Origin of the sequence: Brevibacterium picturae, assembly GCF_900105045.1 — a bacterium.
GTDB lineage: Bacteria > Actinomycetota > Actinomycetes > Actinomycetales > Brevibacteriaceae > Brevibacterium > Brevibacterium picturae.
The window spans coordinates 2,611,568-2,628,499 of record NZ_LT629739.1 but is presented as its reverse complement, the minus strand read 5'-3'; the positions used below and the strand labels follow the sequence as shown (position 1 = coordinate 2,628,499).

Below are 16,932 nucleotides of genomic sequence, written 5' to 3'. Positions count from 1 at the left end.
CTCCAAGCGTGGGGATCGTGGCTTCAGTAACGCGGGCCCTCTGGTCCCTGCGCGACCATGCCGCCGAGGTAGGGGCGTAGTGCCGCGGGGACCGTGACCGAACCGTCGGACTGCTGGTGGTTCTCCAGAATCGGGACGAGCCAGCGAGTGTTGGCCATGGTTCCGTTGAGTGTGGCGACGGGGCGGGTGGCGCCGTCGTAGCGCTCGCGAACCTGCAGGCGGCGGGCCTGGAAGGTCGTGCAGTTCGAGGTCGAAGTCAGTTCGCGGTAGGTCTCCTGCGTCGGCACCCAGGCTTCGCAGTCGAATTTGCGGGCCGCGGAGTCGCCGAGGTCGCCGGCTGCGGTGTCGATGACGCGGTAGGGCAGCTCGCACAGGCCCAGCATCTTCTCCTGCAGGGACAGCATACGCTCATGTTCGGCCTCGGCGTCTTCGACCTCGACGTAGGCGAACATCTCGACCTTCTGGAATTGGTGGACGCGGATGATTCCGCGGGTGTCCTTGCCGTAGGAGCCGGCCTCGCGCCGGTAACAGGAGGAGATTCCGGCGTAGCGCAGCGGACCGTCGGACAGGTCGACGATCTCGTCCATATGGAAGCCGGCCAGGGGCACTTCGGAGGTGCCGACGAGGAACAGGTCATCGGCTTCGAGTCGGTAGATCTCATCGGCGTGCTCGCCGAGGAAACCGGTGCCGCGCATGACTTCGGGCTTGACCAGTGTGGGTGTGATGGTCGGGATGAAATCGGCTTCCTCGGCCACGTCGCGGGCCAGGTTGAGCAGAGCCATCTCCAGCTTGGCGCCGAATCCTGTGAGGTAGTGGAAGCGCGATCCCGCGACCTTGGTGCCACGGGCGGTATCGATGGCCTTGAGCGTCTCACCGATCTCCAGGTGGTCGGCCGGCTCGAAGCCGTCGGTGCTGAAGTCGCGCGGTTCGCCGACCGTCTTCAGGGTCACGAAGTTCTCTTCGCCGCCGGAGGGGATGCCCTCGACGATGAGGTTCGGGAGCTTACCGGCGAGCTTGTCGAACGCGAAGGCGGCTTCCTCCGACTCGGACTGGAGAGCCTTGACCTTGGCAGACTTCTCTTTGCCCTCGGCGATGAGCGCAGGCTTGTCCTCTTTTGGTGCTTTCGCGATCTGAGAGGAGAAGGATTTCTGATCGGCGCGCGCGTCCTCGTAGGCCGTGATGGCTGAGCGGCGTGCGGAATCCGCAGCGATGACGTCGTCGACGAGGTCGACGGACGAGCCGCGGGCCTCCTGCGATGCCTTGAACAGGTCCGGGTTTTCTCTGAGAAGCGCTAGATCGATCACCCTCTCAGCTTAACGGCACGCGATGGTTTTCGACATTCGGGCGCCTCTTCGGTGGGTGACCAGCTCGCTCCCAAGTTGAACACTGTAAATTTGAGACATGACCGTCGCTTTGGATCCCCTGATGATGTGGTTTGTCATCGCCGGCATTGTCGTGGCGCTGCTCGTCGCGTTCTTCCTCGGCCGCCGCACCGGAGCCCTGCGCGCCCTCAAACGCGTTCGGCAGTCCGGCCACGGAACGAACGCCGACTCGTCCGAGATTGAGAACTCAGGCCGTTACCGGGCCGCTCTCGTCGTCAATCCAACCAAGACCGATGTCCGTAATCTGGCCTCGACCGCCGAGGCGATCTGCCGTTTCGAGGGCTGGAGCCCACCGCTGGTCATCGAGACCACGCCCGAGGACTCCGGCGAAGGTGCCACTGTTCGCGCACTGGACGAGGGGGTCGACGTCATCATCGCTGCCGGCGGCGACGGGACCGTCCGCGCCGTCGCCTCGGCGCTGGCCGGGACATCCACCCCGATGGGCATCGTTCCGCTGGGGACGGGAAATCTGTTGTCGAGGAACCTCGACCTCATCCTCGACAAGACCGAATGGGCGCTGCGGATCGCACTGTGGGGCCGCAATCGGGACATCGACGTCGGAACCGCCAAGACCGCCGAGGATGGGGACACTCACGTATTCACCGTGATCACGGGCTTGGGGTTCGATGCGGCGGTCATGGCCGACACCAACTCCGATCTCAAGTCGCGACTCGGCTGGTTGGCCTATGTCGAGGCAGGTTCCCGGAAACTCGTCGGTCGGCCCAGCCATGTGAAGGTAACCTTCGATGACGATCATCGGGTCTCGGCGCGAGTGCGTTCGGTGCTCGGCGGCAACTGCGGGAAGCTGCAGGGCGGCATCCAGTTGCTGCCGCAGGCGGTCGTCGACGACGGGATGCTCGACGTCCTCATCGTCAGCCCCAAGAACCTGGGTCAATGGGTGGGCGTTCTGGCCTCCGTACTGGGGCGTAAGGCGTCGAAGGGGCTGCATACGAACATCCGGAAGTGCCAGAAGGTCGTCATCGAATCCGGCGAGGAGCTCGACGTGCAGTTGGACGGGGATCCGATCGGCCAGTCCGGGTATCTGGCGATGGAGGTCCTGCCCTCAGCACTGACCGTTCGCGTACCCACCGTTGAGCAGCGCAAGCAGATCCGCGCGGAGGCCTGGCCCGTCTGAGAGAGAGCGGCTACCGGCCGGCCTGAGGGACCGGCTACTGGCCGGTCACATCACAGGGGCATCTCGGTGCGCTCTTTTCATTCATCAAAGTGTTACCGCGTTTTGCCCTGAACAAAACGTACATAAGTAGTTTCGGGAATTCTCCGTGCCTAGGATGTCTGTCAGATGTGCACCCCCTCACACTCTCAAGATTGAAGGCACTCCAATGAAGAAGCTCGTTCTCGCACCGGCTGTCGCCCTTGCATTCACAGGTCTGGTGGCCGCCCCAGTCGCCGCCGCCGAAACCCCCTCAACCCAGTCGGACTCTACGTTGACCGAGGCCGAGCAGCTGAAGAAGGACAAGGAAGAGGCTGCGAAAGCTGAAGCCGACAGGATCGCCAAGGAAGAAGCTGCTCAGAAGAAGGCCGAAGAAGAAAAGAAGAAGGCCGCCGAAAAAGAGGCAGCAGCTAAGAAAGCCGCCGCGAAAGAGGCCGCTGACAAAAAAGAAGCTGCCGAGGAAGCCGCCGACGAGGAGGAGGCGGCGGACGAGGAGGCCAACGACGCCAAGGATACAGAGAAGCCTGCACCCAAGGACGACGATTCCAAGGACTCGGACGACTCCGACGCCAAGGACGACGACAAGAGCAAGGACTCGGATGATTCCGAGGACTCTGAGGACGAAGTCGAAACACCCAACGCTTCAGTGACGGTTGCTTCGTCCATCGGTGCCGAGGACCTCGCCAAGAATGGCCTCAAGGTCAACGTCACACACCTGGAGAAGGGCGACAAGGTCGCAGTCAAGGGCGGCGGACTCTCAGCGGAGTCCACGACGGCCGCCAGTGGTTCTGCTGCGCTGACCCTTCAGACCGACAAGCCCGCCAAGGACATCAATGAGGGAACGAAGTCGCTCTCTATCCAGGTCACCCGGGCCAGCCAGACGAGTGACGCGAAGACACAGAAGCTCACCGAGTCCATAAATATCTTGGCCGCTGATTTCGACCCTCAGGCCTCAGTCTCACCAAAGAAGATCACTCAGACCGATTACACCGATGACGAGTCTGGTTCAGACGAGTCGAAGGGTGTCACTCTCACTGTCACAGGGCTGCTGCCGGGAGACAGGGTGCACAACACCCTCTCCAATCAGTACGACACGATCGATGCCGATAACACGGACGGAGTGCTCGAGTACCGGATCTATGACCATGGCGGAGACCCGTCAGCTGTCGAACCCGGTATCCGAGAATTCGACGTCGAAGTCACTCGCGACGGAGAGACAAAAACCGTTCCACTGAGCTTCGAGATCACCTCCGATGACGCCGCTCAGGTCGATCCCGAAATCGCTCTGAGCGACACGGAGATCAGCGAGAGCGAATTCAACAAGGACGGCGTCACAGTCACCGGCACGGGCTTCACCCCGAACGGCGACGTCGAAATCAACGCCGGAGCGGGCAACTCCTTCTTCCAAGATGAAACAGTCACCGCCGATGACAATGGGAAGATCACCGTTCCGATCACCGCTCCCGATGGCGGTCTCGCCCCGGGCCCCTACACAGTCACCGCCACTGATGTCGACACCGGAGAGAAGGCCGCAGAACAGACATTCACCGTCACTGACGACGCCGTCGACCCAATCGACGCCTCGCTTACGGTCGACCCCAAGGAGATCACCGCAGAGGATCTCTCGGACCCCGACAAAGGCGTGACAGTCACTGTCACGGGCGTGAAGAAGGGTGACACGCTCACCGACTCCCTGACCGGCGACGAGAAGATGGTTGAGGCCGATGGGGCATTCGAGTTCACCCTCTACTACCAAGGCAACCCGGACAGCCTCGAAGAGGGCAAGGTGCCGTTCACAGTCACCATCGACCGCGAAGGCACCGAATCGGAGACCCTGAACGGCAACATCAACGTCGTCGCCGAAGACAAGGAAGACGGTGATGACGGAAACGGTGGCGACGACGGCAAGGACGGAGACACCCCAGAGGCTCCTGCAGAAGCATCGTTCTCGGTCTCACCGAAGACACTCGAAGCAGCCGACTTCGCCAACGACGAGAAGGGCGTCACCCTCGCAGTCGAGAACTGCGAACCCGGTGCGGATGTGCACTTCGCGGTGACACCCAAGGGCATCCAGGTCACCGCGTATGAGAATACAGTCAAGGCTGATGACGAAGGCAAGGCTTCGGTCAATGTCTTCGGCACCTCCGACAACGTCTCGGCATACGTCGGCTCCTACACGGCCAGTGCGACGTGCGGCGATGACTCCATGAAGGAATCGTTCACAGTCACAGCCGGCGCGAACGGTGGCGGCAGTGATGACGGCAACGGCGGCAATGGCGGCAGCGAGCTGCCGCGCACCGGTGCAGACCTCGGCGGTCTCGCCTCGGGAGCGATGCTCCTCCTCGTCGGTGGAGCTGCAATCGCGATGACCGGTCGCCGCAAGAAGGTCGGACAGTCGCCTTCCGATTTCTGATCAGGCGCCCCGAGTGATCGCTCAAGGCGAGTGATCATGTGATCGCTTGAATGGGTGTGGCCCCGACTTCGGTCGGGGCCACACCCATTTTCGACTGTTCTGACGCTATTCGGCTGGTCTCCCGGCCGAGCCAGCCGACGACACCTGTCCCCGATCTGTACAACAGATGTGAACACAACGACCACAACTATGCACGTTGTGACTATTTCATTATTGTTACCTGCGTAGGAGATCATTCTCAGCTGTAAGAACGAAGGACACTATGAAGAAGCTTGCACTCGCCCCCGCAGTGGCCCTGGCCATCACCGGCCTCGCCGCATCCCCCGTAATGGCTGCACCCTCAGCCCCTTCCGCCGACACCTTCGGACAGACCAACATCCAGGTCAGCCAGAACGACAGCCAGGCAGAGGAAGCTGAAGCTGCTGAGGAAGGAGCCCATGACGGCGCCGAGACTCAGGCCATCGAAGCATCGGTCACGGTTTCGCCGAAAGAAATCACCCAGACCGATCTCCTCGACCCGGGCCTCACTGTCACGGTCACTGGGCTTGAAGCCGGCGATGTCGTCTCGGACAACCTCACCGACGAAGAAGTGACAGCTGAAGGTGACTCAGTGGAGTTCACCATCCACAATGTCACCGGCGACCCCGCAGCCATCGATCCGGGCACCCTCAACTTCACGATCACCATCAAGCGTGGCGACGAGACCGAAGAGATTCCCGCGCAGGTCGAGGTCATCGGCGACGACGAAGAACCAGAAGCACCCGAAGCCGACCCCAAGGTCTCCCTCAATACCGAGGAGATCTCGGTCTCCGACCTCGAGGATAACGGCCTCGAGTTCACCGGCGAGGGCTTCACTCCCAACAGTGCGGTCACCATCATCGGTGCAGCGCCTCAGTCACCGTTCTACCAGGACGAAGTCACAGCCGACGAAGACGGCAAGATCAGCACCACCGTCACGGCACCCGACAGTGGCCTCGAGCCCGGCGATTACTCGGTCTACGGTGTGGACACCGCGACCGAGCAATCCTCGAACTACGCCGAGTTCACCGTCACCGAGGACGAGACCGAAGAGCCCAAGCCCACCACGCCGGCGGCCGAAGCCGAGCTGACCGTCTCACCCGAGACCATCAGCCCCGCTGACTTCGTCAAGGAAGACGGCGGCGTCACCCTTGCAGTCGAGAACTGCGAGCCCGGCTCGGACGTCCACTACGTGGTCACCCCCAAGGGCAACTCGAACGTCACCGCCTACGACAACACCGTCCAGGCTGACGACGAGGGCAATGCCTCGGTCAACGTCTACGGCACCTCTGCCAATGACCCGTCGGCCTACCTCGGCGATTACGACGTCACCGTCACCTGTGGTGACGACGAGATGACCGGAGCATTCACGGTCGGCGAAGACGCCAATGCCGGCGGCAGCGACGGAAACGAGGACGGCGACGAAGACGGAAATGGCAACGGAGACAACGGCGATGAAGACGGAAACGGTGGCAGCGAACTGCCCCGCACCGGTACCGAGCTCACCGGTCTCGTCGGCGGCGCGGCACTCCTCCTCATCGGTGGAGCCGCAGTCACGATGACCATGCGCCGCAAGAAGGTTGCTCAGGGTCCTTCAGAGATCTGATCCCGTAACCTGAACCGGAGAGATCCGGTCTGAGTCACTCGCAGTGACCGGGTATGACGAAGGGGCGATTCCAATTGGAATCGCCCCTTCGTCGTGTCATGATTCGAGCTGCTGCGTTCCGTTCGCGTGAACGACGGACCGTGGGCCCGTCGAGTCAGCGGCGCCGATACCTGCTGTAGAGGACCATCGCGCCCGGCTCGGGACGTCCCTGCGGGCGCCTGCCACGCGAGATCGAGACGACATCGCCACCGGTGCTGCCTGCGGCGAAGACTCGCGCTTCGCGTTCCTTCGCCGACATCCGAGACCTGACTTCTGTCTCCAGCTCCTCGTTCCGGGACTTGAGCGCATCGACCTGGTTCTGCAGGTCGATGATCTTCTTGATGCCCACCAGGTTCACGCCCTCGTCCTGCGAGAGCTGCTGGATCAGCCGAAGTTTGGCAATGTCTCGCCCCGAGTACCGGCGGCCTCTGCCGGCGGTACGCTCGGGAATGACGAGCCCCAGACGGTCATACTGCCGCAGCGTCTGCGGATGCATGCCCGCGAGATCCGCCGCCACCGAAATGACGTACACCGCTGCACTGGACGATATGTGCATCGTGCTTCACCACCTCAGCTGGCCCTGGCTTTGTCGAGCAAACCGTCCCGCGGATCCTCATTGTCGGTCGCCGACTGGAACGATTCGACCGCTTCCTTAGCTTCCTTCGACAGGTTCTGCGGCACGACGATCTCCGCGGTCACCAGCAGGTCACCGGTACCCTTCTTCGACTTCACGCCCTTGCCGCGCACACGCATAGTCCGCCCGGAAGGTGTGCCCGGAGCGATCTTCATCGTCACCGGCATTCCGCCGAGCGTGGGCACCTTGACCTCGGCGCCCAGGGCCGCTTCGTCGAAGCTGACCGGCAGGTCCATCCGCAGGTTGTCACCGTCGCGAGTGAAGACGGGGTGCGGCTTGACCTTGATCGTGAGGATCACGTCGCCGGCCTCGCCGCCGTTGGGGCTGGTCTTGCCCTTGCCCGCCAGTCGGATCTTCTGCCCGTCCTTGACGCCGATCGGCGTCCGCACGGTCAGGGGCTTCCCGCCCGGCATGTTCAGCTTCACCGAGGCACCGTTGATGGCCTCCGTGAACGACAGGGTGGTGCTGGACTTGATGTCGCCGCCCTTGACGGGTGGCGAATAACCGCCCCCGAAACCACCGCCGCCGCCTCCGCCGAAGCCGTTGAGCAGGTCGGCGAGGTCAGGGGGCACGTCTCCCCCGCCAGCGCCGTAGGGCGAGCGGGTTCGTGTCCGTCCGCCACCGCCGAAGAGGTCGGAGAACACATCGTCGAATCCGCCGCCAGCGCCGCCTGCAGGTCCACTGGAACCGGTGAACCTGGCGCCGCCGCCCATGGCGCGGACCTGATCGTACTGTTCGCGGGATTCCTTGTCAGAGAGCACCTGATGCGCCTGGCCGAGCTCCTTGAACTTGTCTTCGGCCTTGGAATCACCGGGATTGGCATCCGGGTGATACTTGCGTGCCAGCTTGCGGTAGGCCTTCTTGATCTCTGCATCGGAAGCATCTTTGGAGACGCCGAGGGTCTTGTAGAAGTCCTTCTCGAACCAATCATTCTGAGGACCGGTATTCACCTGGCACCTCCTTCCGTGTCTTCTTCATCAGTGTATTCAATTGTCTCCTCACAATCCGCAACCCCGGGATTGTCATCCCGGATGATCCGGACCGCCGCCGAGGTGGTCCCACCTTGGTGGGGCCACCTCGGCGAGGGTGTGGTTCTCAGTCCTCCGGCTGCTGCACGCCGACGCGTGCGGCACGGATGACTCGGTCGCCGAGGCGGTAGCCCGGCTGCATGACCAGGAAGACGGTCGGAGTCTCGACTTCGTCCGACGGCTGCTGCATCAGTGCCTCATGCAGTCGCGGATCGAACTCGTCGCCGACCTGACCGTACTGCTCGACGCCGACCTTGTTCAGCGAGTCGATCAGCTTGTTCACGTGGGTCTCGAAAGGCCCGGTGACGTCACCGTTCTCCTGCGCCAGGCGCACTTCGTCGAGCACGGGGATCAGGGCCTCGACGGCCTTGATCGTGCCACCGGTCGCTGCCCGCTCGCGTTCGCGATCGGCCCGCATCCGGTAGGCGGCGTACTCAGCGTTGATGCGCTTGAGGTCGGCCAGGTGCGCTGCGGCCTCAGTTCCCGGTGCGGGTTCGGGAGCCTCTTCGCCCTGCGCGGCCTCGGTGTCGTTCAACGTCGAGGCATCGGTCGGGATGTCCACGCCGAGGTCGCTGGCATCGGCCAGGTTCTCTTCGGCGTCCTGGACGTCGTCGGCACCGTCGGCACCAGCGGCGTCGTTCGCGGCAGCTGCCTCACCGGCCTCCGCCGAGGCCGACTGGTCGTCGGGCTCTGGGCGGATCTCACCGGTGTCCGGATCGATGCGGCGCTTGTCGCTGAAGGTGAAGCCTGGCTCCTCGGACGACGGATCGTTGCCCTCGGCAGTCATTACTTCTTCTCCTCGTCCTCTTCGTCGACAACCTCAGCGTCGACGACATCGTCATCGGCGCTTGCATCGGCATCGCCGGCAGCCTCTTCACCAGCGGCACCTTCGGCACCTGCCTGGCTGTAGATGGCTTCGCCGATCTTCTGCTGGTTCTCGACGAGCTTGTCGTAGGCCGACTTCACGGCGTCGTCGTCTTCACCCTTGAGGGCTTCCTTGACAGCTTCGACGTCCGAGTTGATCTCGGTCTTGACCTCTTCGGGCAGCTTGTCCTCGTTGTCGGTGACGAGTTTCTCGGTCTGGTAGGCGAGGTTCTCCGCATTGTTGCGAGTGTCAGCGGCCTCACGGCGCTTCTTGTCCTCGTCTGCGTTCTCCTCGGCTTCCTTGACCATGCGGTCGATGTCTTCCTGCGGCAGTGCGGAACCGCCGGTGATCGTCATCGACTGCTCGGTGCCGGTGCCCTTGTCGGTGGCCGAGACATGCACGATGCCGTTGGCGTCGATGTCGAAGGCGACCTCGATCTGCGGCACGCCGCGAGGAGCCGGCGCGATGCCGGTCAGCTCGAAGGTGCCGAGGTTCTTGTTGTCGCGAGTGAACTCACGCTCACCCTGGAAGACCTGGATCGACACGGAGGGCTGGTTGTCCTCGGCCGTAGTGAAGGTCTCCGAACGCTTGGTCGGGATCGGGGTGTTGCGCTCGATGAGCTTGGTCATCACGCCGCCCTTGGTCTCGAGTCCGAGCGAGAGAGGAGTGACGTCGATGAGCAGAACGTCCTTGCGTTCGCCCACGAGCACACCAGCCTGCACGGCTGCGCCGATTGCCACGACCTCATCGGGGTTGACGCCCTTGTTGGGCTCCTTGCCTCCGGTGAGTTCGGTGACGACTGCGGAGACGCCGGGCATACGGGTCGAACCGCCGACGAGGACGACGTGGTCGATGTCCTTGACGGACACGTTTGCGTCCTTCATGACTGCGTGGAACGGAGCCTTGGTACGCTCGAGGAGGTCCTTGGTCAGATCCTCGAACTTCGCGCGGGTCAGGGTTTCATCCAGGTGGATGGGTCCGTTCTCGCTCATCGACAGGTACTGCAGCGAGATGTTCGTGCTGGTGGCCGAGGAGAGTTCCTTCTTGGCCTGCTCCGAAGCTTCCTTCAGACGCTGCAGGGCGGTCGCATCCTTGCCCAGGTCGACGCCGTATCCGTTCTTGACCTCGCCGACGAGCCAGTCGACGATACGCTGATCCCAGTCGTCACCGCCGAGGCGGTTGTCGCCGGAGGTCGCACGGACCTGAATCGTGGAGAAGTCGTCTTCGTCCTTGCCGACTTCCAGCAGGGAGACGTCGAAGGTACCGCCACCGAGGTCGAAGACGAGAATGGTCTCATCTTCCTTGCCGCGCTCGAGGCCGTAGGCCAGAGCTGCAGCGGTAGGCTCGTTGATGATGCGTGAGACGTTGAGTCCCGCGATCTCACCGGCATCCTTCGTGGCCTGACGCTCGGCGTCGTTGAAGTATGCGGGAACGGTGATGACTGCGTCGGTCACGTCTTCCTGCAGGTATTCCTCAGCGTCGTGCTTGAGCTTCTGCAGGATGCGGGCCGAAACCTCCGGCGCCGACAGCTTCTTGCCGCCGATCTCGGTGGACCAGTCGGTGCCCATGTGGCGCTTGACCGAAGCAACGGTGTTCTTGATGTTGGTGACGGCCTGGCGCTTGGCGATTTCGCCGACCAGGGAGTCACCGTTCTTGTTGACAGCAACGACGGATGGGGTCGTGCGACCGCCTTCCGCGTTCGCGATGACCTTGGGGTCACCGCCTTCGAGGACTGTGACGACGGAGTTCGTGGTTCCGAGGTCGATTCCAACTGCACGTGCCATAACGTTCTCTCCTTCACTCGTGAGTAATCTCGACTCGAATGTGTGCGATCGGGCGGATCCACCACCTGGCTTCCACGGCATTTCCTGCCGCGGGGACGAGCGGTGGACCCACTCGACCGCACACATTGAGCCAACTGCACTCAAGTATTATCTTCGTGATCCGAGCAGTCAAGCTCGGCATCATGAAAGTTGCGTACACTAGACTCAACTTTGCGGAGCGAGGGTTTATTCCGCGGGGGAGAAAAAGTTTCTGGGACCGCTTGCAGGTTCCATCGATGATGGCATCGAGTCGACCGCGAGCATTCTTATCAGCGGCGACAAAGCACTGATTTCCTCACCCGATGGGCGATTCCGTTCGGAATCGCGAGGGTCCTTCCACGATAGGGTCATTGCTCAGGGTTTATGCGACGATCGGAAAGCAGCAAGGATCATCACGGAGAGGACACCGGTGGCAGACGGCGACTTCCTCCTTCGCCGCCCGTGGGTTCTCGTGGTCGTATTGACGTGTGTCGCGACGAGCACCGCGTTCATGCAGACCTGGTCGTTCCGATCCAAAACCATCTTCCTGAGCTTCTCGATGCTCCGCGGAGTGCCACCGCGTGGGTACTGACCATTGCTCTGCTGGTCGCAGCCGTCACGACTCCGATCTCGGGGCGTCTGGGCGATATCCTCGGAATGCGCAGGGTCATGATTGCACTGCTTGCGATGATGACTCTTGGCTCCCTGATAGCTGCACTGTCAGGCGAACTGACCTGGCTGCTCGTCGGACGGGCACTCCAAGGCGTGAGCATGGGAGCCACAGCTGTCGGCATTTCAATGATGAGTCTGGTCGATAACCGCAAGATCCGCATCGCTGGCATCAGCATCATCAGCTCCAGCATGGGCTTCGGGGGCGCGATCGGTCTGCCACTCGCCGCGTGGATCGCTGAGATCGGAGATTGGAAGCTTCTCTTCTGGCGACGGCTGTCCTTGGAACCATCAATCTGGCTCTTCGTAATTGAGAGTGTAGATCGGTGATTCCAGGACACGGCGAGTCGCTACCCGGATAGACGTCGAGGTCTTCCGATGATGGAAGTTCTCACACAACCCATCCGAAAGACCTCGACGTGGCCAAGCCTATATTCTCGACCCCTGACCTCACGACATTTTGCCGACTCGACACCCTCGACCTGACCTGTATCGGCCAGCACATCACCGGACACAAAGCCATCCTGGAATGCCGGCCCAACACCACCGATAACTGGTGCCGTCGGTGCGGTGGCCACGGGATCGTTCGCGATACCGTCGTCCGCCGTCTGGCCCACGAGCCCTTCGGCCACCGACCGACCACGCTTCATATTCGCCTCCGCCGTTACAAATGCGTCGAGTGCGGCCGCGTATGGCGTCAAGACACCACTGCTGCGGCACCACCACGAGCGAAGATCTCTCGAACCGGCCTCGACTGGGCGCTGCGTGCTCTCGTCATCGACCACGACACCGTGTCCGTGATCGCAAGCAAACTCGCCGTGTCCTGGCACACCGCGAACTCCGCAATCCTCGCTGAAGGTCGCCGGCTGTTGATCAACGACCCGACCCGTTTCGACGGGGCCAGCGTCATAGGTGTCGACGAGCACGTATGGCGGCACACCCGGCGTGGCGACAAGTACGTCACCGTCATCATCGACCTCACCCCGATCAGCCAGGCAACAGGCCCAGCACGTCTGCTCGACATGATGCCCGGACGTTCGAAGCAGGTGTTCAAGCAATGGTTGAAAGCCCGTCCGAAGGACTGGCGTGATGGCATCGACGTCGTCGCGATGGACGGATTCTCCGGCTTCAAAACAGCCTCAGTTGAGGAACTGCCCGACGCTGTCGAAGTCATGGACCCCTTCCACGTCGTCAAGCTCGCCGGTGATGCTCTCGATGATGTTCGTCGTCGTATTCAGCAGGAGACAACTGGCCATCGTGGACGAGCGAAAGACCCCTTGTATCGAGCGAGGAGGACTCTGCACACAGGCGCTGATCTGCTCACGACCAAGCAGCAGGAGAGCATCGCGGGCCTGTTCGCCGATTCGAGTTTCACCGAAGTCGAAGTCACCTGGGCTGTTTACCAAGACATAGTGAACGCCTACCGAACCGCCGACCGGAACGAGGGCAAGAAGCTCTTGAGAACGGTCATCGACGCACTGGCGACGAATCTGCCGACAGGGCTGGTTGAGCTCAAACGGTTGGGAAGGACTCTGAAGCGTCGAGCTGCTGATGTGCTCGCGTTCTTCACCCGACCGGGAACGTCCAATGGTCCGACTGAAGCGATCAACGGCAGGCTTGAACATCTCCGCGGGTCTGCTCTGGGGTTCCGTAACATCACCCACTACATCGCCAGGTGTCTGCTCGAGTCCGGTGGCTTCAGACCGGTTCTACACTCTCAATTACGATGAGCCATCAATCTCATCGCTGTCCTCTTCGTTGTGCCCAGCACCGATCGCCTTCGGCAACGCTTCGACTGGCTTGGGGCGTTGATGCTCTCTGCCGGGTTGGGTGGGATTCTGGTGGCGGTTTCCCAAGGTCCGGTGTGGGGGTGGTCTTCGCTGGCGACGCTTGGACTCGGCGGAACGGGGATCGTTGTGCTCTTCGTCTGGGGCCTGCACGAGTTGCGCACCCGCGACCCGCTGATCGATCTGCGCATCATGTCGAAGTTCCCGCTGCTGATGGTCAGTCTGGGTTCAATCGCTCTCGGCTTCGCCTTCTTCGTCCAAGAGGTTTCGTTCCTGCAGATTCTCGAACTGCCGGTTCGCACCGAAGCAGGCTTGGGTCTGAGTATCCTGTGGGCGAGCATGGCCTTGGTGCCCTGCTCCTTGGCGATGATGGCCGTCGCGCCCCTCGCTGCAACCATGACCGATCGTTTCGGAGCTCGTGTGACTGCGGTTTTGGGTTCGGTGATCTCTATGGTCGGATACCTCATTTCCGTGGTCTGGCACGCCGAAGTTTGGCAGCTCATCATCGCCAGTGTGTTCGCCTTGGCAGGGGTGGCGATAGGGTATGCGGCCATTCCCACTCTGGTCATGGCCGAGGTGCCCTACTCGATGACTGGTTCCGCGATCGGTGTCAATGCTCTGATGCGCAGTGTGGGAACGAGCTCGGGTGCAACTGTGACGGGAATGGTGCTGGCGGTGCAGCTGGAGTCATCGGCCGGATTCGCGGCGCCGAGCCCTGGTGGGTTCGTTGTGACCTTTTGGCTGGGCTTCGTCGCCGCGGCGCTGGCCGCTGTGTTGTTTTGGATCTCTGGTCGGCGACGGCCGCGAGTGCTGCTGTAATAGACGAGGGTTTCCGACTGAGCACAGCTGGGTATCGCTACAAGATAACGAGACATGACATGTCCAGCTCCCCGTCACCGGCAGGGATGCAGGAGACGCTGACGGTAAGCGCAGTCGATGTGGGCAAGTACCGTCTCGGTCGCGCTCATTTCGTTGCGCGAGGACAATGGAGCCATGAGCAATCACCAGGTGGTCGAGGTTCGAGGCGCCCGCGTGCACAATCTGGCGAACATCGATGTCGACATTCCCTTGGGCAGACTCGTCGGCATCGCCGGCGTCTCCGGTTCGGGCAAGTCGTCCCTGGCCATGGGAGTCCTGTACGCGGAAGGCTCTCGGCGCTACATCGAAGCCCTGTCCACATACACTCGCCGCCGGATGAGCCAAGCGCCGCGTGCCGACGTCGACCGGGTCAGTCACGTGCCTGCCGCACTGGCTCTGCGACAGCGTCCGGGGATCCCCGGCGTCAGGTCGACCTTCGGCACGTCCACTGAACTGCTCAACGTCGTCCGGCTCATGTTCTCGCGCCTGGCATCACATGTCTGCCCGAACGGCCACCGGCAGGAACCGACACTCAATGTTGCGGCAGAGGAGCCGTTCGCCTGCCCGTCCTGTGGAGCAGATGTCGAGGCTCCAGGAGCGGAGGAGCTGGCCTTCAATTCGGTCGGAGCCTGCCCATCATGTGACGGCACTGGCATCGTGCGCGAGGTCGACGATGCTTCTCTCATCCGCGATGAGGACATGAGCATCGACGATGGAACGGTGATTCCCTGGCAGATGTTCGGCTTCAACGTCCAACCGCAGATCGCCCGAGAATTCGGCGTCCGCACGGACATCCCTTGGAAGGAGTTGAGCGCCGAGGAGAAGACCATCGTCTTCGATGGCCCGGAAGAGAAGAAGCACATCGCCGTCACCTCGAAGAAGGGTCTGCACGAGCTCGACTTCACCTTCCGCAATGCGCGACTGACCGTGAGCGAGGAGCTCAAACGCGCCACGGATGAGAAACGACTGTCTCGGATGAGCCGGTTCCTCACCGAACACACCTGCACCACGTGCCACGGCACCCGGCTCACGCCTGCAGCGCTGCTGCCGAAGATCGGCGATCTCAATCTCGCCGATGTCACCGCCATGACCCTGAGTGAACTCGCCGATTGGGCCGGCACTGTCGCCGACACCGTGCCGAAGACGATGCGCTCCATGTCCGAGGCACTGACCAGCACGCTCGGGCACATGTCGAAGCGACTGCTCGACCTCGGCCTGAGCTATCTGTCGCTCGATCGCGCCGGATCAACACTGTCCACCGGCGAGCGCCAACGCGTGCAGCTGGCTCGAGCCGTACGAAACGAGACCACCGGGGTCCTCTATGTCCTCGACGAGCCCTCGATCGGCCTCCATCCCTCGAACAGCCGCGGGCTCCAAGGGGTCATCTCCGACCTGCTCGAAGAGGGCAACTCCGTTGTCATGGTCGACCACGACCCGCTCGTGCTGCGTGACTGTGATCATCTCATCGAGATCGGCCCCGGCTCCGGCAACGACGGCGGGACGGTCGTCGCCACCGGAACGGTAAGCAGCCTCGGCGACAATCCGAATTCTCTTATCGGTGGGTTCCTCACCGGAAGAGAAGAAAGCCTTGTCCGCACCTCTGCGGCACCCGATCAGGTCTTCGACAAGGGGACGATCAGGCTGCGCACCTCCCCCATCCACACCGTGCATGCGCTCGACGTCACGATCCCTCGGGGACGGATCACCGCTGTCACCGGAGTGTCCGGATCCGGGAAGAGCACGCTGGTTCTCGACAGCCTCATTCCCGCACTCCGCGCAACGGATCAAGCCCGTCCGCCCTCGCACGTCACCTCGATCGAGGGCGCCGGAATCGAGAAGGCCAGCGTCGTCGACGCCACCCCGATCGGGGTCAATGTCCGCTCGACCGTCGCCACATATTCGGGCATCCTCGATGAGCTCCGGCGTGCCTACGCCAAACTCGACTCGTCGAAGGCCGCCGGTCTGAGCGCCCGGGACTTCTCCTACAACACAGGTTCTCTGCGGTGCCCACGCTGCGAGGGCACCGGTGAGATCACCCTCGACGTGCAGTTCCTCCCCGACGTCGACATCGCCTGCCCCGACTGCGAGGGCCGACGCTACGGTCCCGACGCCGAGGTTCATCATCGTCCCGGTGCTGACGGTGAAATTGCGCTGCCCGAGCTGATGGCCATGACCGTCGCCGAGGCTGCCGAGCACGTTGCCGACCTGAGGAAGGTCACCACACGGCTGCAGGCACTGCAGGAGGTGGGGCTGGGATATCTCACCCTCGGCGAGGCGACTCCGGCCCTGTCCGGCGGTGAAGCGCAGCGTCTGCGTCTCGTTTCAGAACTCGATCGGACGCAGACTGGCACCCTGTTCGTCTTCGACGAGCCCACCATCGGGCTCCATCCTTTGGACGTACGAGTGCTCGTCGGCGTCCTGCAGCGACTCGTCGATCAGGGAGGCACCGTCGTCGTCATCGAACACGACCTCGATGTCATCGCCAACGCCGACTATGTCATCGACATGGGCCCAGGTGGCGGAGTGGACGGCGGTCGCATCGTGGTAGCCGGCACTCCGAACCAGGTTGCCGATGACAAGGACAGCGTCACGGGACGATATCTGGCGGAGGAAGCGTCCCTCTGAAACGCATGTGGCAGGTGAGCTGGCAGCGGTCTCCG

12 protein-coding genes are annotated in these 16,932 nt (G+C 62.4%); 7 read left to right on the top strand and 5 right to left on the bottom strand.

Annotated elements, in window-relative coordinates; genetic code table 11:
* Nucleotides 1-23: 23 nt before the first annotated feature.
* Entirely contained in the window at nt 24-1,304 is a 1,281-nt protein-coding gene (gene serS, locus BLT92_RS12115; protein ID WP_092105940.1) for a serine--tRNA ligase, read from the bottom strand.
* Nucleotides 1,305-1,401: 97 nt separating this feature from the next.
* On the opposite strand from serS, the gene BLT92_RS12110 reads away from it, so the two are divergent.
* From BLT92_RS12110 to BLT92_RS12100, 3 genes are all read left to right on the top strand, one after another.
* Entirely contained in the window at nt 1,402-2,517 is a 1,116-nt protein-coding gene (locus BLT92_RS12110; RefSeq protein ID WP_231938797.1) for a diacylglycerol/lipid kinase family protein, read from the top strand.
* Between the two features lie 205 nt (nt 2,518-2,722).
* Complete coding sequence (locus BLT92_RS12105) at nt 2,723-4,966, top strand: hypothetical protein (protein ID WP_092105939.1); 2,244 nt, start codon at nt 2,723-2,725, stop codon at nt 4,964-4,966.
* A 262-nt stretch (nt 4,967-5,228) separates the two neighbouring features.
* The gene (locus BLT92_RS12100; RefSeq protein ID WP_092105938.1) at nt 5,229-6,590 is read left to right on the top strand and encodes an LPXTG cell wall anchor domain-containing protein; all 1,362 of its coding nucleotides are present in this window, start codon (nt 5,229-5,231) and stop codon (nt 6,588-6,590) included.
* A 154-nt stretch (nt 6,591-6,744) separates the two neighbouring features.
* On the opposite strand, the gene BLT92_RS12095 is transcribed toward BLT92_RS12100, so the two are convergent.
* The 4 genes from BLT92_RS12095 to dnaK form a co-directional block, all read right to left on the bottom strand.
* The gene (locus BLT92_RS12095; protein ID WP_092105937.1) at nt 6,745-7,185 is read right to left on the bottom strand and encodes a heat shock protein transcriptional repressor HspR; all 441 of its coding nucleotides are present in this window, start codon (nt 7,183-7,185) and stop codon (nt 6,745-6,747) included.
* Between the two features lie 14 nt (nt 7,186-7,199).
* Complete coding sequence (locus BLT92_RS12090; RefSeq protein ID WP_092105936.1) at nt 7,200-8,213, bottom strand: DnaJ C-terminal domain-containing protein; 1,014 nt, start codon at nt 8,211-8,213, stop codon at nt 7,200-7,202.
* Between the two features lie 145 nt (nt 8,214-8,358).
* On the bottom strand, nt 8,359-9,078 hold the full coding sequence (locus BLT92_RS12085) for a nucleotide exchange factor GrpE (protein ID WP_092105935.1): 720 nt from the start codon (nt 9,076-9,078) through the stop codon (nt 8,359-8,361).
* A complete protein-coding gene (gene dnaK, locus BLT92_RS12080) occupies nt 9,078-10,940 on the bottom strand; it encodes a molecular chaperone DnaK (RefSeq protein ID WP_092105934.1) in 1,863 nt (620 codons plus the stop codon). Before dnaK ends, BLT92_RS12085 begins: the two co-directional genes overlap by 1 nt.
* Before the next feature lie 402 nt (nt 10,941-11,342).
* On the opposite strand from dnaK, the gene BLT92_RS12075 reads away from it, so the two are divergent.
* The 4 genes from BLT92_RS12075 (at nt 11,343) to BLT92_RS12060 (ending at nt 16,897) form a co-directional block, all read left to right on the top strand.
* Nucleotides 11,343-11,957, top strand: a complete 615-nt coding sequence (locus tag BLT92_RS12075; RefSeq protein ID WP_092105933.1) for an MFS transporter — start codon at nt 11,343-11,345, stop codon at nt 11,955-11,957.
* 89 nt (nt 11,958-12,046) lie between these two features.
* Nucleotides 12,047-13,357: an ISL3 family transposase gene (locus tag BLT92_RS12070; protein ID WP_092105932.1), complete on the top strand. Its 1,311-nt coding sequence runs from the start codon at nt 12,047-12,049 to the stop codon at nt 13,355-13,357.
* An 81-nt stretch (nt 13,358-13,438) separates the two neighbouring features.
* The gene (locus BLT92_RS12065; RefSeq protein ID WP_331712249.1) at nt 13,439-14,233 is read left to right on the top strand and encodes an MFS transporter; all 795 of its coding nucleotides are present in this window, start codon (nt 13,439-13,441) and stop codon (nt 14,231-14,233) included.
* Between the two features lie 174 nt (nt 14,234-14,407).
* A complete protein-coding gene (locus tag BLT92_RS12060) occupies nt 14,408-16,897 on the top strand; it encodes an excinuclease ABC subunit UvrA (protein ID WP_092105930.1) in 2,490 nt (829 codons plus the stop codon).
* Nucleotides 16,898-16,932: the final 35 nt, after the last annotated feature.